Genomic DNA, 20,865 nt, shown 5'->3' on the forward strand with positions numbered 1-20,865 from the left:
CTGTACAGGATATAAAAGTCCCCGAGAGTAGAAAGGAAGGTGGTCCCGGCCAATGCACGTACGCAAGCCCGTATACGGCGATACCCTCGCGCTCTCCGCTATTCTGGATGCGCTCGACGAGGGGCTGCTTGTCGTCGGCCCCGATAACCGGATAGCCTGCGTCAACAGGTATCTGCGGCACCTGCTTGGCATCGGCCGGGATGCGCTCTCCGGGATGGATGCAGTTCAGTTCATCCGCCGGGTCCTGGTACCCCGGATCTGCGAGGAGCCGTCCAGGGCGGCGGTCCTGGCATCCCTCGACGCCGACACCCGGGCTGCCGACGTTCTGTGCACGCTGCTGTCGCCGGGCTATGGGAGGGAGCGGTTCCGCTGCTCGTGCAGGGCCGTTGACGCGGGGCCGTTCCGGGGCATGCGGGTCATCCGCCTCTCTCCCGCCTCCTCCGGGATTCTGGGCGGCGCTCCGGCCCTTCCCTGCACCAGTCAGGTGCGGATGGAAGATATCCTGCGGGAGAGCGAGGACCGGTACCGGACCCTCGTCGAGAACCTCAACGAGGGGATCGGGCTGATCGACAGGGAGGGCATTGCGGTCTTCGCCAACCAGCGCATGGCCGAGATCGTCGGCTACCCGGTCGCCGAGATCGTCGGCGCGCCGGTCTCTCTGTTCGTCGACGAGGCGGGCGCCGAATGCCTGGGAGATTACCTGCAGAACCTGGGCCAGAGCAAACGGGAGATCTTTGAGATCGATCTGATCCGCAGTGACGGCGCCCGCGTCCACACGCTGATGGCGACCACGCCGATCGTCGACGCCGACGGCAACAGCCGGGGATTCTTTGCCGGGGTCCAGGACATCACTCCCTTGAAGAAGATGGAGGCGCAGCTCCGCGAGAGCGAGGAGAAATACCGATCGCTCGTGGAACTCTCCGCCGAGGCGACCCTGATCCACCGCGACGGGGAGATCCTCTTCATCAACCCCGCCGGCCTGAAACTGCTCGGGGCTTCACGCTCCGAAGAGGTCATCGGGATGGGTATCCTCGATATCGTCCACCCGGAAACCCGGGATACCGTCGCGGCCTTCAGTACGCGGGATCTCCAGGGAGAGGAGACGCCGCTCATCGAGCTGCCGGTCATCAGGCTTGACGGGACAACGGTCCCCGTCGAGGGGAGGGGCACACGGACGTATTATGAGGGCCGGCCCGCGGTCCAGGTCGTTATGCGGGACGTCACCCACCGGAAACAGGCGGAGGAGCAACTGCAGGCCAGAAACCGCTACCTCCTGCTGCTGAACCGGATCATCGGCACATCCGCGTCGGCCCGGACGCTGGACGAACTGCTTGAGGCGGCGCTCGGCCAGACGCTCGACCTGCTTGATTACGACGGCGGCGCTATCTGCCGCCTCGATGCCGGGCAGGGCGAGGCCACGCTCCGGTGCCTGAGGAACATACCCGAGACGTGCCTGGAGCAGGCAGAGAGGACCCGGGGGGGTTCGTTCGCCGACACCCTCGACGCCGGCATGCCCTGCTACCTTGAGCAGGGCCGGAACGCCCCCGGGTCACCTCTCCTCCGGGAACTTGGGTTTGCCGCACTCGCCTGCATCCCGCTCGTCGTCGAGTCCGACGTCGTCGGGGCGCTCATCATCGGGAGCAGGGACCGGGGATCGTTCTCCCCCGACGAGCGCGCGCTCCTTGAAGCGGTCGGCCGGGAGATCGGGGCCGGCATAACGCGGGGGATGCTCTACCGGAGGCTTGAGGTGGCAAACCGGGAGGCGAACCTCTACCTCGATATCCTCACCCACGATATCCGGAACGCGGACAACGTCGCCAACATCTACGCCGATATCCTCATCGACGAGCTCGAGGGAGAGCCGGCGCGGCACGCCCGGAAGCTGAAGGCCGGGATCAAGAAGAGCATCGAGATAACGGCAAACGTCGCCACTCTCCGCAAGATCCACGAGACCCGGGCCGGACTTACGCCTCATGACCTTGACGCCGTGATCCGGGAGGAGATTGCGCATTTCCCCGACCTCTGTATCCGCTACGAGGGGCTGCTCGTGAAGGTCCTCGCCGACGATCTCCTGCCGGAGGTCTTCACGAACCTGATCGGCAACGCCGCGAAGCACGGCGGGTCGGGTGTCGAGGTCACGGTGACGGTCGAGGAGCTGGATGAGTGGACCGTCATCATCACCATTGCCGATACCGGCCCCGGTATCCCGGAGGACGCGAAGGAGACGATCTTCTTCCGGTTCGAGCGGGAGGGCGGCCGGCGGGGGAGCCAGGGTCTCGGGCTCTCGATCTGCCGAATGCTCACTGCACGCTACGGCGGGAGGATCTGGGCCGAGGACCGGGTCCGGGGGTGCCCGGAGATGGGAGCGGCGTTCCGGTTCACCCTCCGGAAGGCGGGGCGCGAAGGGTAAGCCCCGGGCCGGTATCTCCCTGCTGTGAATCCGGATCGCTCCGGGCGCATGCCTGACGCGATCGATCGGGTTTATTTCCTCTGTCGCGGACACTGTATCATGTACAGGATTGTTCCTCTTCTCTTAGCCTGCATGCTCCTCTCTGCCGGGTGCCTCACCGCAAGCGAGCCTCCGGCGGAGGCGGAGGTCAGCCTGATCGCCCCGGCGGACCCGGTCCCCATATTCGACGGCCAGGCGACCTACTCCGGGTTCATCGGCGAGGAGTCGCCGGAGATCCGGACGAACTACAGCATGGGCTGCGTCGCCATCCCGCCCGGCAACGCGACGCCGCCGCACCGCCTGATCGGGACGACGGAACTCGTCTACGTGATCGCCGGCGCGGCGGAGATCCGCTGCGACAACGAGACGGTGACCGCCCGCGAAGGGGCGACCGTCCTCCTGCCGGAAGGGGTGCTGCGGTCGATAGCCTCGGTCGGGGAAACCGATCTCTACTACATCACCGTGAGCCAGCCGGCCTACACGCCCGAGATCGAGATTTCGGGGGACGACGTTGTCGCGCTCAACCTGACGACGGATGGCAAGCCGATCGTCGTCGCCGATCCCCGGACGGGGATCGAGTGGGACCTCGAGTCCGGCGTGGCGGCCTTCACCGTCTTGAACCCGGTGCTGATGAACGAGACGGCAATCCCGATCGACTACAGCATCGCCTACGTCGAACTCCTCCCGGGCGGGTACCTTGGGTATGACGGGATCCGCGGTTCGTCCGATCTCCTCTACGTGATCGAGGGGGAGATCGAGGTCGCCATGCGCGACGGCGCAGCAGTCCGGGTCCCTGCCGGGAGTGCCGCGTACGTCCCGCCCGACCTGGTGAAAGAGACCCGGAACGCCGCCGGTTCGACGACGACGATCCTCTCGTTCATCGACCCGGCATGGACGCCGGAGAAGACCGTTCTCTTTGAATAGATCCTCTCTTCTTTTTCCGGCGCCCGTTCTGGTTTCACGGCGGATTGCCGGTATCCGGCCGGCCTATCCGCAGCGCGTTTAAGATGACCGCGAACGAGAGCCCCATGTCGCCGAACGCCACCGCCATCCAGAGGGTGACCAGCCCAAAGACCGCGAGCGCGGCGATCCCGAGTTTCACTACGAGCGCCGTTGTGACGTTCTGCCGGATGACCGAGACCGTCTTCTCCGAGAGGGCGACGAGGTAGGCGACCCGGGATATGTCGTCCTCCATCACGACGATATCGGCCGCCTCGATCGCGACGTCCGAGCCGATCGCCCCCATCGCGACCCCGACGTTCGCCCGGGCCAGCGCCGGCGCGTCGTTCACGCCGTCGCCGACCATCACCACGAGCCCGTAGCGGTCCATCAGCCGTTCGACCATCGCGACCTTATCCTCCGGGAGGAGCCCGGCATGGCACTCGTCGATCCCGATGCGGCGGGCCACCGCTTCTCCCACGCGCTCGTTGTCCCCGGTGAGCATCACCGTCCGGATGCCGCGGGCCCGGAGGTGGGCGACCGTCATTTCGGCATCCTTCTTGATGACGTCCGAGAGCGCAATCAGCCCGAAGACGCCCGAATCGGTGCCGGCGAGGATGACGGTCTTGCCCTCCCCCTCCAGGCGGTCGTACTCCTGCCGCCATGCCCCGCCGGCGGCGTCCGGGAAGAGTGCAGCGTTTCCGAGGAGGCAGGTCTCACCGCCGATCCGACCCTGGACGCCTCTTCCCGCGATCGAGACGAACTCCTCGACGTCCGGGAGAAGAACATCCTCCTCCTCCGCCCGCCGCCGGACCGCCTCCGCGATCGGGTGGCCGGAGCGCGATTCGAGCGCCGCGGCGGCGGCGAGCACCTCGGTCGCCGGCACCCCGAACCCGACCACGCCGTCCACCTCGAGCCTTCCGGTCGTGAGCGTCCCGGTCTTGTCGAAGACGACCACCTTTGCGAGCCCCACGGTCTCGAGGGAGTCCCGGCCCTTGATGAGCACGCCGTTATGCGCTGCGGTCGTGATCCCCGAGACCATCGAGACCGGGGTGGAGATGGCGAGCGCGCAGGGACAGGCGATGACGAGCAGGACCAGCGCCCGGTAGAACGCTTCGACGAACGGGACGCCGAAGGCGAGCGGGGGGACCACGACGAGGAGAGCGGCGCCGAGGATGACCGCCGGGGTGTAGTAGCGGGAGAACCGCTCGATGAACGCCTCGGTGGGGGAGGTGTGGGCCTGGGCCTCCGCGACCAGGGCCACCACCCGGGCTATCGTGCTCTCCGCCTCAGGCTTCGTCACCCGGATCTCGAGGTAGCCCTCCACGTTCCGGGTCCCGGCGTAGACCGCGTCCCCGACGCCTTTCGCCGCCGGGACGCTCTCGCCGGTGATCGCCGCCTGGTCGACCGATGACCCGCCGCCGGTGACGACGCCGTCGAGCGGAATGGTGTCGCCCGGTCTTGCGATCACGGTCTCCCCGACGCCGACCTCGTCGACTGGAACGGTCACCTCCCCGTCGTCACGCCGGACCCGGGCCGTCTGCGGCGCGACGTCGAGGAGCGAGGCTATCGAGCGCTCCGCCCTCCCGGCCGCATACTCCTCCAGGAACTCGGCGATGGTATAGAGGTAGAGCACGGTCGCTCCCTCGGCGGGGTTTTGGGTCAAAAACGCTCCCGCCGCCGCGATCGTGATGAGCACGGCGATGCTGAACCGGAGCCGGACGAGGGCGAGGAGCCCGGCTTTCAGGACGTCGTAGCCGGATAGGATCGCGGCGGCGAGCAGGAGGGCTGTCCCGGCGAAGGGATACGGGGTGAAGTACTCGACGATCACCCCCGCGAGGAGGAGGATGCCCGCGACCACGAAGACCGCGGCCTTCCGGCGGCCGACAACCGGCCTGTGCACCTCGCAGATCCCGGCGCGGCACCGGGGGCAGGACGGGCACTCCTCATGCTCCGTCACGGCCCTCCTCCGGCCGGAGCCTTCTGGATAGAGGTCTCCATCATGGGTATGCGATCCTGGCTGCATCCCACTTAAAGGGTGGTCCGGGCTCACCTCGGGCGCGATCAACCCCGACAGGGGCCACCCCTTCACCGAGCAGAACCATTATGAAGCAATCGCTCCAAGTAATCGGAACGATTATTCACTGCAACGTGCCCGGGTGCCGGCCCGCCCCTGCCCCCTTCCCGGAGGACTTATCATGACACCTCCACCAGACTTCACCACGATCTCCGACAACCCCGACCGACCCTTCGACGAGACGGCTCCCTGCAGCATCTGGATCCATCGTTCCAACGGCACGGCGCCCTGCCTCCCGGAGACGGCGCTCGAAGAGTGGCGGAACTCCGGCTGGGCGCGCTCCCTCCACCCGGAGGACACTGGTGCGGTGCTTGCCGAATGGGAGCGCTGTGCCGCCGCCGGAACGCCGTGGCGGTGCACCTACCGCGCCTGGAGCGCCGGCGGAGAATACCGCACCGTCGTGAGCAGGGGCATCCCGGTCAGGGACGCCGCAGGCCGGGTCGTCCTCTGGGCGGGGGTCAACCTCGACGTCACCGGCCGGGACGAACCCGACGGACAGGTAAGGGAACTCGCGACCCTCTCCGCGGTCGCCCGGGCGATCGAGAAGGCCGGTCCGGACGAGGCTTTGCGGGAGGCGGCCGGCCTCCTGCCCGGTGGGTTCCGCCGTCCGGAAGGGGTGTCGGTACGGGTTGTGCCCGGGCCCGCGGCCCCGGGACCGGGAAGGATCGTCGCCGGGACCCCGGCCGGGCACCTCGTGGTGGCGCCCCGGAGGGGTCCTGCGGAAGCCGGAGGGGAGCCCCCTCAGGGAACAGAAGACTCCTTCCTGCCGCAGGAACGCGGCCTCGTCCGTGCCGTCGCCGCGATGCTCGGGGCCGCCATCGCGCCGGCAGCCCCCGGACAGCAGTACCGCCTCCTCTTCGACCAGATGCCGGACGCCGCGCTCCTCCTTGAGATCCTCCGCGACGGCTCCGAAAACCCCGTAGGCTTCCGGGTTGTCCGGATCAACCGCAAGGCCGCCGAGATCCTTGGGCGCCGCCAGCAGGATGTCGTTGGAGAAGACCTCGCCACGGCCGTTCCGTCGATCACCCCCGCCGTGCTCGACCTCCTCTGCCGGGTTGCGAGAACCGGAAGACCGGTGCACTGCGATATTTCAGATCCGGCGACCGGCGCCTGCTACGGACTGAAAGCCTACCGGCCGGAGGACGATCGGCTTGTCGTCATTGCAGAGAACATCACGGACCGGCGGAGAGCAGAAGACCTCCTCCGAAAGCAGCAGGTCGTCCTGGACAACCGGGTGCGGGAACTTGCGACGCTCTATGCCGTGAGCCGTGTCGTCGAGCGGCCCGGGGTATCGGTCGATGAGGTCCTGCAGGAGGTCGCCGCCATCCTCCCCGCCGGCTGGCTCCGCCCGGGGGATGCTGCAGCCCGGATCACGGTCGACGGCCGGGAATACCGGTCGCCCGGGTTTGTCGAGACTCCTCTGCGGCAGGAGAGCCCGATTGTTGTCCACGGCCATAACGCCGGGAAGGTGGAGGTATGCTACCGCCACGAACTGCCCACCGACGGCGACGCGGTCTTCCTCACCGACGAACGCCGCCTGATCGACGCCGTCGCCGGGCGGCTCGGCCGGATCATCGAGCGGATGCGGGCGACCGAGGCTATCGAGAGGAGCGAGGAGAAGTACCGCCTTCTCTTCGAACAGATGCTCGAGAGTTACACCCTCTACGAGGTTATCCCGGACGGTGAGGGAAACCCCGCCGACTACCGGATCATCGAGTTGAACGAGAACGCGGCCGGCGTCTTCGGCCGCAGCCGGGAGGAACTGCTCGGGCAACGGCTCTTCGACGTCTTCCCGGCGATCACGAAGGGAGCCCGCGTCCTCTACGGGGAGGTCGCCAGGACCGGTGTGCCGGTGCAGCGGCGGCTGCAGGAACCCCGGACCGGACGGTGGTACGACCTGCAGATCTACCGGCCGCAGGCCGGGAGGCTGGCCGTCACGGGGCAGGATATCACCGAGCAGAAGAAGGCGGAACTCGCCCTCCAGGAGAGCGAAGAGCGGTTCCGGGGGATCTTCGAGCAGGCCGGGACCGGGATCGCGCTTGTCGATCCGGACGGGCGGATCATGAAGGCGAACCCGGCGTTCGTGCGGATGTTCGGCTACGACGAGGACGAACTCTGCAGCATGCAGTCCCGGGACCTGATCTACCCGCCCGACCGGGAGGAGGCGGGCTCCCTTCTCCGGGAGACGGCCCGGGGGGAGGGCATCCGCCGGGAGAAGCGCTACGTGACGAAGGACGGCAGGATCATCTGGGGGCGGCTGACGACTTCCCTGCTCCGCGACCCCGGGGAGCGGGGGCTCGTCATCGCGATGGTGGAGGACATCACCGACTGGCGGGAGATGCAGAACGCTCTTGCGGAACGTGAGGAGCGGTTCCGCGAGATAGCGCAGCGGAGTTTCGATATGATCTGCACCTGCTACAACGACCGGGGGATCACCTACGTCTCCCCGGCCGTGGAGCGGATCCTCGGGTATGCCCCGGAGGAGATGATCGGCAGGCAGTTCAGCGATTACGTCTCCGATGCGACCTTTTCTGACTGGCAGGAGGCCGTGGCCCGGATTTCCCGGGGGGAGCCCGTCGAGGGGCTGGTGATGGAGCTCCGCCGCAAGGACGGGACGACCGCCGCCGTCGAGATAAACGAGTCGGCGATCGTGGAGGCCGGCCGGGTGGTGGGCATCCAGACCGTCGGCCGGGACGTCTCGGATAGGATGCGCTATGAGGATATGCGGCTGCAGGCGTTCTACCAGATCGAGCAGAATATCGAGCAGTTTGCCGTCCTTGCAGATCACATCCGCCTGCCCCTGCAGGTGATCCTCGGCATGGCCGATCTGACCGACGATACGAAGACGTCGGAGAAGATCCGGGAGCAGGTAGAGCGGATCAACGGGATCGTCAAGCAGCTCGATGAGGGCTGGGTCGAGTCCCGCGATATCCGGGAGTTCCTGCGCAGGAACGAACTGGTGTAGCGCAATCTCGATCCTGACTCGAGCGACCACCCCTGTTTGCCCGAATCTTACCCCGGTTTGTCAGAATCGCCCTATAGACGGGATGTTATGTATCCGATATATTGATGCTTTGTAAAATATAATATCACCAGAATAAATATAGGTGGTGCGTCGCACGACAGAGAGCCCGCCCCGCAGCCGGAAAGGAGCCATGCAGAACAACGCTATGCGAACAGACCCGTCGGCCCATGCAGTCTCCAGCGGGGCGGAGGCCGCGGAGTCCGGCATCCGGCGCTCGCTCGCCGTCTTTGGGGTGCTCCTCGCCGCCCTCGCGGCGACCAGCCTGTACAACTACCTGCTCTTCCATACGATCGCCGAACTCGTTGCCGTCGCGATAGCGATAGCCGTCTTCACCGTGGCGTGGAACGCCCGGACGATGCGGGAGAACGGCTACCTGCTGGTCGCCGGGACCGGGCTGCTCTTCGTGGCCGGCATCGGACTGGTCCACACCCTTGCGTATGACGGGATGGGGATCTTCGTCGGCTACGACGCAAACCTGCCGACGCAGCTCTGGATCGCCTCGCGCTACCTCCTTTCCGGGACGCTGCTTGCCGCGCCTCTCCTGATGCGGAGAAACCCGGCCCCCTGCCGGGTGGTTGCGGCGTTTTCGGCGGTTACCGCGCTCCTCCTCCTCTCGATCTTCGCCGTCCCGGTCTTCCCCGACTGCTACGTCGAGGGGTCGGGGCTGACGCCGTTCAAGGTCGTAAGCGAGTACGTCATAGCGGCCCTGCTTGTCCTCGGCGGTATCGCCGTCTACCGGGTGCGGGACGCCTTCTCGCCCCGGGTGACGGGCCACCTCGCCGCGGCCATCCTCGTGATGATCGCGTCAGAACTTGCGTTCACGCTGTATAGCAGCGTTTACGGGCTCTCGAACATGGTCGGCCACCTCCTGATGGTGCTCTCGTTCGGGCTGATCTACGTCGCGTTCGTCGAGACCGGGATCCGGCAGCCCTACGCGGTGGTCTTCACCAGTTTAACGGCAAGCGAGGAGCGGCTCCGGCGGGAGAAGGACCGGCTCGGGCAGTACCTGGATATCGCCGGCGCCCTCTTCGTCGTCCTCGACCGAGACGGGCGAATCGCCCTCGTCAATCGCCGGGCGTCCGAGGTCCTGGGCTGCCCGGCGGATGCGGCCGTGGGCGAGCCCTGGGTCGAGCGGTTCGTTCCCCCGGCGGATCGGGAGCGCTGCCGTGCGTTCTTTCTCGGGCTGATGCAGGGCGAGCTCGAGGCGAACGAGCACGTGAGGGCGCCGGTTCTTGCCGCCGGCGGCGGCGAGCGGATCATCGCGTGGCACAACACCGTGCTCCGGGACAAAAACGGAGTAGTCTGCGGGATGCTTAGTTCCGGAGAGGATATCACCGAACAGCAGCACGCCGAGGCGGCGCTTGGCCGGGCGAATGCGAAGTTGAACCTTCTCGCGGGGATCACCCGCCACGACATCCTCAACCAGGTCACCGTCGCACGCGCCTACATCGACTTCGCCGGGGAAGACAGCGGAAATCCCGGGGTCCAGGCCTGCCTGAAGCGTGCCCGAAGTGCCATAGAGGAGATCGAAAGGCAGATCGAGTTCAGCCGGGACTACCAGGACATGGGCGTGAAGGAGCCCGCCTGGCAGAAGCCCCAGGACCTCATCGGGGAGAGTGTCTTGGACCTCGCCCTCCCGGCGGAGGTCAGGGTCCGGGCGGATCTCGGGGACCTCGAGATCTACGCGGACCCGATGGTGAAGAAGGTCTTTTACAACCTCATCGACAACGCCGTCCGCCATGGCGGTGCGGTGACGGAGATCCGGTTCTCCTGCGCGAGGTCCGGGCAGGACCTCCTGATCCTCTGCGAGGACGACGGCAACGGCATCCCGGACGGCGAGAAGGAGGCGATCTTTCGCGAGGCGTATAAGCGCCGGCACGGGCACGGGCTGTTCCTGGTCGCGGGGATCCTCGGGATCACGGGGATGACGATCCGGGAGACGGGGGTTGCCGGGGAGGGGGCCCGGTTTGAGGTGAGGGTGCCGAATGGGGGGTGGCGTTTTGAGGATAAGAGGGGGTAGGGAAGGGAGGTGGTTTTGGAGACTGCCAGCCGAATCATCTGGTAAAAACCAAATTTTGTCCTTCGCGGGAGGGCAGATTGCTGGATGCCCTCCGACGGACGTTTCTAAGAGTATTGCGATAACGACTTAGCTCTAATCCTCAGAACTGCCGCCTCTTCTGCAGAACAAAGTTTTATATCTGCTCCTTGGTATGGAGATGCCATGCACATACAGATCGCCGACCCCTCTTCCGTGAGCAGGGCCGGCGACAGTGCTTCAGTACCCTCTGCCCCGGACAGTTGCAGCCGGGAACCGGGTCTCGCCGTGCCTAAAGCGGGATCTGTCGGATTTGCCGCCTCGGCGCTGGCGGTTTTCGGGACTACGATGATCAGACCCTTCTGGAAAAGAAGGAATCCTGCAGGGGAAAGGTGGGCAGGGGTTGCGAACGAACACGCACTGAAAGGACGTTCCCGCGGTTCTCCATCAGTCCGTTAGGTTTCCGATTAGGGACAGATCATGCCGACCGAAACCAACCAGCGTTTTGCCGCCCAGTTCCCCCGCAACCTCGCGGCGAACATCGCCTACTTCCTAGTGAACATCGTCATCGGCGTCCTTCTCGTCCCCTACTTTGTCTCCACGCTCGGGGTCGCGGCCTACGGGCTCATTCCTCTCGCGACCTCAATAACCGGGTACGTGGCGATCGTCGTCCAGTCGCTCAACACCGCTGTCTCCCGGTTCCTTACCGTCGATCTTCAGAGAGAGGACTATACCGCCGCGAACCGGACGTTCAATACCGCCCTCTTCGCCTTCTCCGCGATTCTTCTCCTGATGGTTCCGGTTGTCGTCGCGGTCGCATATTTTGCCCCAGCGATCTTCAACGTCCCGGCCGGGCAGGAGACCGGTGCGATCCTCCTCTTCCTCGGGGTCTCTGCTGCCCTCCTGATCCGGTCCTGGAGCGGGAACTTCACGGTCCAGCTCTTCGCCTACAACCGTCTCGACCTCCAGAACCTTGTCAACCTCACAAATATTGTTGTCCAGGTCGGGCTGATCGTCCTCCTCTTCACCCTCCTCGGGCCGGACCTTGCCCTCATCGGCGGGGCGTACCTGGCCGGGGCGGTCGTGGCCTCAGGGGTCTCGATCGTTCTCGCTCATCGGATCTGTCCTTATTTGCGAATTTCGAAAAGATCGTTTGACCGCACGAAGCTGAAGGATATCGGCGGGATGGGGGGGTGGGTCGTGGTCGACCAGATGGGGCATCTGCTTCTTTTTCAGATCGACCTCATCGTCGTGAACCTGCTTTTTGGAGCGACATTGGCTGGCGAATATGCGATTGCCCTGCAATGGGGTCTCCTGATGCTGGCGATTGCGGGAACCGTTGCCAGCGTCTTTACACCGACAATACTAACATACTATGCTTTGAAACAGACCGAGACCCTGATAACGATCACCCGAAGCGCAGTCAAATTCATAGGGCTTACCATGGCCCTCCCAGCAGGCCTGATCTGCGGCTTCGCTCCTCAGTTGCTCACCGTCTGGGTAGGGGCCGAGCATGCAAACCTTGCACCTCTCATGGTGCTCCTCACCGCCCATCTTGCTGTCAATATGAGCGTTCAACCGTTATTTGCAGTTAATGTCGCCCATAATAAAGTCAGGATCCCGGGCATCGTGACGACACTGCTGGGAATTGCAAATTTGATCTTGGCAATAGCAATACCGCTGGTGACCGGATGGGGGTATTACGGTGTTGCTGTGGCGGGGGTGCTCATCCTCACCTTCCGGCATACGCTCTTCATCCCCTGGTACGTGAGCAGGCTATTGAACATTCGGATGGCTGTGTATCTTAAATCCTTAGTCCCCGGGGCCCTTGCAGTGCTATTTATAGGGGGAGCAGCTGCAGGCATCGCCATTCTAAATCCTTTACCTTCTCTCTTTACACTGATTATTGCAGGTACGGTGATCATGTTCGTATACGGGATCGTGGTGCTGGGGTTCGGTCTCAGTCCGGTTGAAAAACAACTATTCGAATCATATCTCCCGCAGGGGTGGAGAAAAGCATGGAACGATTGACTCTGGTGAGAGTTATGCAGTATATGTTTAATCCTGCTGTTGGATGCCGAACTGAATTTCCGGTGGAGTAAAATGCCTGCAGTCTCGGTTGTCATCCCTCTCTACAACAAAGGCCCCTACATAGCCCGTGCCTTAAACTCGGTTCTCACCCAGACCTTCCAGGACTTCGAAGTGATTGTGGTGGACGACGGCTCCACTGATGATGGAGCGGAGATCGTTAGGGAATTTACTGATCCGAGGATCAAGCTGATTCAGCAGGAGAATCAGGGGGTGTCTGCGGCAAGAAACCGGGGTATTGAGGCATCCTTGGCAGATCTGATCGCATTTCTGGACGCGGATGATGAGTGGTTGCCAAGATTTCTAGAAACAACATCTAGGTTAAAAGACCGATTTCCAAGTGCAGGAGCATATGCAACAGCAGTCAATACATCATACAAAGGCATTATCAAACGCTCCCGATATCGATCGGTGCCCTCACCTAACTGGGAGGGCTTGATAACAGATTATTTCAGATCAGCAGTTTTTGGAGATTCTATACTCCTGTCATCATCTGTTGCTATTCCTAGAGATATCTTGCTAGAAATGAGTGGTTTTATAATTGGTGAAAAATGGGGGGAAGATTTGGACTTATGGGGTAGAATTGCATTGAAATATTCAATAGGGTTCAGCACGTCATACTGCTCAATCATCCATGTAACTAGTGAAAATCTTGAAAAAATCCGTGGCAGAGCAACAGCTACGAGAGAAAATCCATTTATAAAGTCTGCGGGCACTATAATAGAAAGTGAACAGAGTACTTTTACCGACAGATGTTATTTGATGCTCTATTTGGACAAGATAATTATGGAGTCCGCACTATATAATGTAATTATAGGGGAGAAGCATTATTCAAAAGAGATCTTGAGTAAGTGCATGTCAAATACATTCGTTTTAACGAGAGTTTTTCTAAACACTTGGTATATGATATCTGGATGTATTACTAATAGGGACAATAAAATTTTTGAGAAAAGTCCGTTGATTATATTATTATACTTGTTACCCTTTGAAGCTCGCATGCTCGCTTCGATAATGGAATTTAAAAGAAGCTTACGGAATAAATCTTTGAAGCGGTTTTTAGATGGGGTTACACACAGCTTAAGATCTCGGTCACTATAAGCGCATTGCTACACCTGTCTTAATTTAAGTTTCCCTGTAAGGTAACCTCTCTATCTTCATTAATATCGAAATCTAATGATAATATTGTATAATATAGTCTTTTTAAATGCGCTAAGAAGGAAAAATTGACTGAATATTGTTGAAAGTGGTCATAATAGAGATAGTTGAACATTTCATGAGATAATACGCATTGAGATTTTCGCTATCCTCGATAGCCGTTCACGGAATTGGAGTCATAGATCTGAGAAAATCCCTGCTCATTCAGTTTCATGTTTAGATCGTAGTCAAGCTTGTAAATGCTTGAAAAAAACTTAAATGGCTTGCCAACCGTATCTTTACGGATTAAAACAACCTGATTTTTAAGAGCGACATAATCATGAGAATATATTTCTTTACAAAAAGCTGATATTTGAGGATATTGAAACCTTCGACTTCCTGCAAGATATTCATCGGTTTTTATTGGACCATCCCATTTAGCTATGAGTGTTGTTACAGATTCTAATTCTGCCACCGTAGGTGAGTACCTTATATGGCTATTTGGAGAAAATAAAAGATTATCTGCGTTCGCAGGTGGGCTCAGAATCATGAGAAAAGTCAAGACAACAACAAACAGGGGAGCAAATAAATGGAGCGCGTTACGATTTTTTGTTTTCCATGTTTCAACGGTGAAAATAGCAACTGCTAATGGTATGCTAAGGAGAATCTGGGCGAAATACCACCATCGTTCTTCAATCAAAGTATGCCTAGAGATGAGTGGGAAGAATCCAACTACAAGTGGAACTACTGCAATCCATGCCATGGCAGATGTCAAATAACTCCCTTTTCGTGAGATCATATAAAAGATCCCGATGAAAGAGAAGGCAAAAAATAGGAACATCCCAAGGTTATTGAATAACTGCTCTCCAAGTGGGATAAATGCTCCATAGCCCCGAAGATCTTCGGGAGTTTTCACAAAAAAATCTATACTGAACTCAGACCTGATGAGATCGGTTAATACCCCTATGGTGTCAGAAGCATATGTCCACCAAGCAAGCATCGCTAATGTAAAGCTGATTGGAATTATTAATGAAATACGATGCTCTGTTGCATTAAACAAATGATAAAACGCAAGGGTACCCCAGGTAACGAAGAGAAGTATGGCCATGCATACGGCCGTAATGGTATGTGTCAGAATGATTGGGGCTAATGCCATCGTATAAAGTATGGCAGATGTCGAATAGGATCTCTCTTTAAACCTGGGAAAAAGCAAATATAGGGCAACTGAGATAAATATGGCGGCAAAAGCATTGGGAATGGACCAGTAGGACATGGAGATATGATGATTTGCTATAATCACTAGAAGGGCAGCCAGCAATCCTATCTGGCGGTTCTTGAATAAGTAGTTGCCAATAAGAAATACGAATATAGTGTTGCAGATGATCTGTACGAGGCTCACTGACACCATTGCGGCGAACTTGTAAGGAAGGCTGGCAGTGAGCGAAGTCCCGGCTATCATAAGATGGAATAATGGCAGTTTTGAGTATGGATAACCGTCAGGGATAACGCTTTCTTCGATGATCCGGCTAGTGAAAGCAGAGTGATACCAGGGATCCACTCCAAGGAGGCTTGGGAAGAGTAGTAGTTGAGACCATGCGATACTTATCCCCAGTAGCAGGATCTGGATGAGGATGAGGCTAGTATGTTGCCTGCCTGACGCGAAGATCTCATAGGCAATTACGCCTGCCATGAGTGCTGTCAAGGCAAAATAAAGGAGAGGACGCTCATAGAGTTCCGGCCGGAAATGGACCGAGAGAACGCTCAGAGTGTAGAGCCCGAAAAAACAGGTCGCACAGAATACAGTCAGGGTTCGGGATTCAAAGAGGTGAAACTCGAGGGTGTGGCTTCTCCGGATCGCCAACCACAGGAGACAGGAAATGAGGGCCAGAACCCCGATGAGCAGATAAATCGCCCGGCCGAACTCCCTGCCCAGATAAGCAATCAGAATCAGCGAGAAGATAGCTCCTGCAATGGCAAGTGTCTTATCTAAATCTCGTAGGAGCAATGATTCTTTCAACCTCATACTATATCTCCTCAAGCACTTCCTTCCACTGGACAATTGTGGATTCAAAAGAGAAATTCTCCTCCACAAACCGCCTCCCGTTCTCCGCGATCAGCTCCAATTCAGGAGAATTCAGCGCACGAATTATGTTCGCCGCAATGCATTCAGGGGAGTTATTCTCCATAATAAATCCTGTCTTGCCGTCCACGATAATGTCCGGTATCGCCCCGACCGGCGTCGCGAGCACCGGGGTCCCGCAGGCCATGGCTTCGAGCACGATGTTCGGGAGCCCTTCGGTATAGGAGGGGAGGACGAGGAGACGTAGTTGGTTCAGGTATTTTGAAAGGTCATCGTGAGAGATCCAGCCTGGGAGATCGACGCGGTCGGTGATTCCCTCTTCCTGCAGGGAGGCTTCGATCGTCTCATTCAACTCCCCGTCACCACCGATGAGCACATGGTGGTCCTGCTGGTTGCTAAGGATTGCGGGAAGAGACCGGACAAAATTCTCGATGCCTTTCTCCTTGCTCAACCGGCCGATATAGCCGATCCGGCGAGGCCGGTCAGGCATGGGAATGGTAGTGGTGAATGTTTCAAAATCGAGGAAGTGCTCGTGCGCGATGAGGATTTTGTGGCGGTAGGGTTCAAGGTTCCATTCGGAAATGAGTTTTGGACTATAGACTACAAGTTTATTGCACAATACTCGATTAAGTTTTGATGTGAAGTAAATGGCCGATTTCATCCACATTTTTTGCAATTTGGACTGACTCAACGTGGACTGATCCAATAGACAGCCTGCAAATAACAATATGGCCGGCTTACGGGTTAATTTTGCGAAAATTATTGGCAATATTAGCAGTTCCCCACCTATAAAAAACAGCCATTTATCAACGTTTTTTACGATTTTAAACATGGAAAGGGAGATTCGTATCTGCGTGATGGCATATGATAGACCTCTGCTAAAAATATTTTGCTTTGATTGATGAGTTACACTTATAACTCGAACTCTGGCATCGATGTTGCTGACTTTTGATCCATGGTTCCCGGTTATAACACATAATGGGCTATTTGACTGTTTTAGTAAAATTTCTACCAGATTTGATACGGGCACGACGCCCGCACTCTCAATCGGAAATGTAATAGTGCAAATACTCTGATCGGTCACGGGTTCATCTCTCCTGATGCGTATAGACAATGACTGGAAATTTTGGTCTTTTCTCAGCAGGATCAGGGTTAACAAAGGATTGAATATCTACTTCGCCTATCGGACAAGATAATATGCCACTATGGGGTGAACTTGAGTCAGGACCGATCATTTAACACTCCAATAAATACTTTTAGATTACCTGCAATGCACTCCCAGATACTCACGAGGAACATTTTCCGTATTGTAGTTCCCGCGTCCGATGAGATTTAGATATACTTTTTCTGTCTCCTCTGCAATTTTCTCCCAAGAATACTGCTTTACAAGCATTTGCCCTTTTTTACCCATTTCTGCCCTGAGCTCATCATTATCTAGAAGTGTTGCTATTTTACTTGCTAGGTCTTCAGGATCTCCTGTTTTACTCATAAGCCCGTTTACCCCATCATGCAAAATGTCAGGGACACCTCCAACGTTTGTTGCGACAATAGGCAGACCTGCTGCTCCTGCTTCCAGCAGAGTTAATGGGAACGCTTCTGAAAAAGAAGGTAGTACAAATATATCCGCTGCTTGATAGTATAACGATGTTACATCTCTAGGAATATAATCTGTAAATATTACGTTTCCATTCAATCCATTTCTGGTTGTGGCATCAATTAAGTCTTCCTTTAGTGGCCCACTTCCAGAAAATACCAAACATGCATCTGGATGCCTTCTCTGAACAATTTTCATCGCATTAAGAAGGATCTGTGGCCCCTTCTGTAGTGTCAAATTTCCGAGGAAAAGGACTATTTTCTTTTCGGGAGGTAAATGTAAAATATCCCTATACATGCTCTTTGATGGGAAGGTTTGGAGTTCTAATGGAGCTAATCTTCTGGATACAAGGATCTCATTCTGATATATTCCCAAGAACTTCGAGTCATTGACATCTGATTTAGAGAATGTGATATCTTGGACATGAATCCCATTTGGAATGACAACAGTCCTATCTCTGTATAACTTTAAAAATGGAGATCTTTCAATGTTGGTCGCAGAAGGGGAAATGATAATGTCTGCAGAATTTAGAATTCTATTGACTGATAGTCGGTTGAATAAGGTTACACCTAATCGGCGGATAACCCCACCATAAGTATCAACCCAGTCGCCATGGTAGGTGATTATAAGAGGAAGATGGGCACTCTTTGCATATTTTACTCCTGCCAAGGGACCCGGTGCAAGATCGAAGTGTGTGTGAATTATGTCAAAACTTTGGTCGATAGGGACTGTAAACTGCCTCCATGAGAGGTTAGATGTGCCAATCTTCAGGTCTGTACCGTATCGATGTATTCTCAAACTACCATGCTCTTCAAGAAGAAACTTTGAGGTTGTAGATGTAGTAAATACAGTTATATCGTGGCTTCTCTTGGCCATTTCCAGCGCGAGATAATACGCCGCATTTTCCGCGCCACCACAATGATACCCGTGAGGGGCACTAACGCCATCGTCTAAAAACGGGAAATGGTTGATAAAGTATCCAATCTTCATGACGTCACCCTCTTATAGCATATCCCAAAAACATCTTCGCCGAAATCCAGAGCCTCTTTAACTCGACTACAGAGTTCTTCCTGAGAACCTGTCCCATTGCAAGTGGCACGTATCCCGGCGAAAGATAGTACTCTCGCAAGATCTCATTCGCCTCACATACCATCTCCTCGTTGCTTAGGGCGGGATAGGAAATAACAGCCTTCTGATGTCCGTTGTCATCCAGGTATTGAGTGGGATCATCAACTAGCAGAAACCCCTCTCTTTTACATTGAGCGTACAGTTCGGTGCCAGGGATTGGTTGCGGGACTAAAACCTGCAGCAACTCGGGTTTGAGGTCGTATATCAGGTCCTTCGTCATTTGTATAGTCTCTCTTGTTTCCCCGGGCAACCCAATTATGAAGTCGCCGTGAACCATCAGCCTTGCCCGTTTTGCGTTCTTTGCAAATTTTCGCATCTGTTCAACATTTGTACCTTTTTTAATAGTCTTTAGGATGGTTTCACTGCCAGATTCATAGCCTGCAATCAAAAGACGGCAATTAGCCCTCTTCATAGCTTTCATAGTCTCCAAATCTAGTGTATTAACCCGCGTGTTGCATGACCATGCCAGATCTAAGTTTCTATGCTTATATTGCTCGCAAAATTCCAGTACTCTACTTTTATTGATAGTGAATGTATCATCTTCGAAGAAAACTTCTTTTACATCAAGATTGTTTTGAATCCATTCCAGTTCATCTAAGACATTTGTCAAGGAACGTACTCGATATTTTCTACCCATTAAATTAGAGGGCCAAGAGCAGAAGGTGCATTGATTCGGACACCCTCGGCCGGTAAATATCTGAACTACAGGGTAGAGAGAAGAGCTCAAGAAATAATCTTCAATGTTTAGGTGATTATGGTATACTTTTGAGACAAACGGGATCTGGTCTAAGTCAGCACCCTGCGTGAGCGATCTCAATGGGTTATGCACTGGCTTACCGCCTTCTAAGTAGGAGATCCCAGCGATGTGGGAATAACTAAGACCTGATTCGATGCATTTGGCGAGTTCCTGCAATGTAATATCATATTCATACCTCACTGCGATATCGATGTCCGGATGTGACAGTATCTCACTCGAAAACTGAGAGGCAGGAGGACCAACAATTACAAGAATACATCCTGTTTCATGTTTAATTTGAGACGCTATGGCCAGATCGTTATTCAAGCATGCAAAATTTGTATCTATAATAACCATGTCTGGAGCATACTGCTTTATATCCTCCAAAACAAGTTCTAAATCCCATTTTCTCGCTTGAGCGTCTACTAGTCTTACATCGTGCTGTTGTTCTAACACCCCTGTTGCATATGATAAACATATTGGATAATATAGTGTGCCGCCACGGCTAACTTCCCCGCTGCCTCTTACACTTCTGCAAAATCCTTTCTTAAAAGGAGGGTTCAATAAATATATCTTCATTCTATCCACCCTTGTTTCCTAAATCCAATTATGAAACCAACACTGTAGCCTATGTGTTCAACAAGATACGCAGCAGGAATTGAGATAATATAATTCCAGTCTCTCTCCTTCACTGAAAAGTAAATAGAAGTCAGATATAGAAGGCAGAAATACGCAGCAATGATGAATCCAAGGGTGTAAAACGCCTCCTTAATGATAACCCCGAGAAAACTGAATGACAAGAGTACTATTAACGATAAACTCGGCAAATAGTGAATACATTTTAAAGAGGTGGGATATTTCTGTCCCAGAATTGCCTTGGTAAGCCCGTAATTGTACATCTGGTTATAGAATTCGGTCACACTTTTTCTTTTATAATAATAGACCTTAGCGTTTGGATTTACCAGTAAACGGTAACCTGCTCGCCGCAACTTGAAATTGAGAGAATAATCCTCCCCATACTTCATCTCCTCATCGTACAAACCGACTTTAAATAATGCCTCTTTCCGATAAAGTACAAAGGGAACTGTATCGACAACTGTTAGCTCTTTTCTTGGAATATATGACGTTCCTGCCGCACCAAGTTTTGTCGAAAATATTCTATCAATTGCTCTCCCTAAACCGGATTCGTCTGATGGGCTTTCAATAATCGATCCGACACCGGCCACATCTACATCCGAATGCAATAAAACGTCAGATAAATTCCTCAGCCAGTTTTCCTCTGCAATACAGTGGCCATCAATATAAGCAATCAAGTCACTCTGTTCTTCTTTTTCGATCGCAAGGTTCCTGCCTGCTGCCTGCCACTCCTTTGGATTATGATACAGGTGAATAAAGTCGCCATATCTCGATCGATACTCATTTACAACATGTGTCGTCTGATCTGCAGATCGTCCATCGACAACTACGATGCGATAGGAGCCTTTTGGGTAGTTCTGGCGTATTAGAGACAATAGACATTTTTCAATATGCTCCTCTTCATTTTTTACCGCCACAATCACTGAAATGAAATGATCGCTCAT

12 protein-coding genes are annotated in these 20,865 nt (G+C 56.1%); 6 read left to right on the forward strand and 6 right to left on the reverse strand.

Translation table 11 applies throughout. The features are described from left to right. The first annotated feature begins 52 nt into the window (after positions 1–52). Both HL657_RS07495 and HL657_RS07500 read left to right on the forward strand, forming a co-directional pair. The gene (locus HL657_RS07495; protein WP_317296205.1) at positions 53–2,410 is read left to right on the forward strand and encodes a PAS domain S-box protein; all 2,358 of its coding nucleotides are present in this window, start codon (positions 53–55) and stop codon (positions 2,408–2,410) included. Between the two features lie 99 nt (positions 2,411–2,509). Then, entirely contained in the window at positions 2,510–3,373 is an 864-nt protein-coding gene (locus HL657_RS07500) for a cupin domain-containing protein (RefSeq protein ID WP_317296206.1), read from the forward strand. 34 nt (positions 3,374–3,407) lie between these two features. Here HL657_RS07500 and HL657_RS07505 read toward each other — a convergent pair whose 3' ends face one another. Continuing rightward, on the reverse strand, positions 3,408–5,348 hold the full coding sequence (locus HL657_RS07505) for a heavy metal translocating P-type ATPase (RefSeq protein ID WP_317296207.1): 1,941 nt from the start codon (positions 5,346–5,348) through the stop codon (positions 3,408–3,410). Positions 5,349–5,586: 238 nt separating this feature from the next. Between HL657_RS07505 and HL657_RS07510 the strand changes: the two genes are divergently transcribed. The 4 genes from HL657_RS07510 to HL657_RS07525 all read left to right on the forward strand — a co-directional run bounded on the left by HL657_RS07510 (position 5,587) and on the right by HL657_RS07525 (position 13,711). Beyond that, positions 5,587–8,430, forward strand: a complete 2,844-nt coding sequence (locus HL657_RS07510; RefSeq protein ID WP_317296208.1) for a PAS domain S-box protein — start codon at positions 5,587–5,589, stop codon at positions 8,428–8,430. Positions 8,431–8,620: 190 nt separating this feature from the next. Further along, positions 8,621–10,510, forward strand: a complete 1,890-nt coding sequence (locus HL657_RS07515) for an MASE3 domain-containing protein (RefSeq protein ID WP_317296209.1) — start codon at positions 8,621–8,623, stop codon at positions 10,508–10,510. A gap of 495 nt (positions 10,511–11,005) precedes the next feature. Then, the gene (locus HL657_RS07520) at positions 11,006–12,556 is read left to right on the forward strand and encodes an oligosaccharide flippase family protein (protein WP_317296210.1); all 1,551 of its coding nucleotides are present in this window, start codon (positions 11,006–11,008) and stop codon (positions 12,554–12,556) included. Between the two features lie 72 nt (positions 12,557–12,628). Continuing rightward, on the forward strand, positions 12,629–13,711 hold the full coding sequence (locus HL657_RS07525) for a glycosyltransferase family 2 protein (protein ID WP_317296211.1): 1,083 nt from the start codon (positions 12,629–12,631) through the stop codon (positions 13,709–13,711). A gap of 202 nt (positions 13,712–13,913) precedes the next feature. On the opposite strand, the gene HL657_RS07530 is transcribed toward HL657_RS07525, so the two are convergent. The 5 genes from HL657_RS07530 to HL657_RS07550 all read right to left on the reverse strand — a co-directional run bounded on the left by HL657_RS07530 (position 13,914) and on the right by HL657_RS07550 (position 20,865). Beyond that, a complete protein-coding gene (locus tag HL657_RS07530) occupies positions 13,914–15,770 on the reverse strand; it encodes a hypothetical protein (protein WP_317296212.1) in 1,857 nt (618 codons plus the stop codon). Between the two features lies 1 nt (position 15,771). Beyond that, positions 15,772–16,659: a glycosyltransferase family 4 protein gene (locus HL657_RS07535; protein ID WP_317296213.1), complete on the reverse strand. Its 888-nt coding sequence runs from the start codon at positions 16,657–16,659 to the stop codon at positions 15,772–15,774. A gap of 429 nt (positions 16,660–17,088) precedes the next feature. Further along, positions 17,089–18,411 carry a glycosyltransferase family 4 protein gene (locus tag HL657_RS07540; protein WP_317296214.1) on the reverse strand — a complete coding sequence of 441 codons (1,323 nt, stop codon included), beginning with the start codon at positions 18,409–18,411 and terminating at the stop codon, positions 17,089–17,091. A gap of 4 nt (positions 18,412–18,415) precedes the next feature. Next, the gene (locus HL657_RS07545) at positions 18,416–19,864 is read right to left on the reverse strand and encodes a B12-binding domain-containing radical SAM protein (RefSeq protein ID WP_317296215.1); all 1,449 of its coding nucleotides are present in this window, start codon (positions 19,862–19,864) and stop codon (positions 18,416–18,418) included. Further along, positions 19,861–20,865: a glycosyltransferase gene (locus HL657_RS07550; RefSeq protein WP_317296216.1), complete on the reverse strand. Its 1,005-nt coding sequence runs from the start codon at positions 20,863–20,865 to the stop codon at positions 19,861–19,863. Before HL657_RS07550 ends, HL657_RS07545 begins: the two co-directional genes overlap by 4 nt.

The organism is Methanoculleus nereidis (assembly GCF_032944295.1).
GTDB classification, from domain to species: domain Archaea; phylum Halobacteriota; class Methanomicrobia; order Methanomicrobiales; family Methanoculleaceae; genus Methanoculleus; species Methanoculleus nereidis.

Bases quoted from the DNA above. Each gene is read 5' to 3' on its own strand.
- HL657_RS07495 (WP_317296205.1), top strand. From the start codon at position 53: ATGCACGTACGCAAGCCCGTATACGGCGATACCCTCGCGCTCTCCGCT.
- HL657_RS07500 (WP_317296206.1), top strand. From the start codon at position 2,510: ATGTACAGGATTGTTCCTCTTCTCTTAGCCTGCATGCTCCTCTCTGCC.
- HL657_RS07510 (WP_317296208.1), top strand. From the start codon at position 5,587: ATGACACCTCCACCAGACTTCACCACGATCTCCGACAACCCCGACCGA.
- HL657_RS07515 (WP_317296209.1), top strand. From the start codon at position 8,621: ATGCAGAACAACGCTATGCGAACAGACCCGTCGGCCCATGCAGTCTCC.
- HL657_RS07520 (WP_317296210.1), top strand. From the start codon at position 11,006: ATGCCGACCGAAACCAACCAGCGTTTTGCCGCCCAGTTCCCCCGCAAC.
- HL657_RS07525 (WP_317296211.1), top strand. From the start codon at position 12,629: ATGCCTGCAGTCTCGGTTGTCATCCCTCTCTACAACAAAGGCCCCTAC.
- HL657_RS07530 (WP_317296212.1), bottom strand. From the start codon at position 15,770: ATGAGGTTGAAAGAATCATTGCTCCTACGAGATTTAGATAAGACACTT.
- HL657_RS07535 (WP_317296213.1), bottom strand. From the start codon at position 16,659: ATGTTTAAAATCGTAAAAAACGTTGATAAATGGCTGTTTTTTATAGGT.
- HL657_RS07540 (WP_317296214.1), bottom strand. From the start codon at position 18,411: ATGAAGATTGGATACTTTATCAACCATTTCCCGTTTTTAGACGATGGC.
- HL657_RS07545 (WP_317296215.1), bottom strand. From the start codon at position 19,864: ATGAAGATATATTTATTGAACCCTCCTTTTAAGAAAGGATTTTGCAGA.
- HL657_RS07550 (WP_317296216.1), bottom strand. From the start codon at position 20,865: ATGAGCGATCATTTCATTTCAGTGATTGTGGCGGTAAAAAATGAAGAG.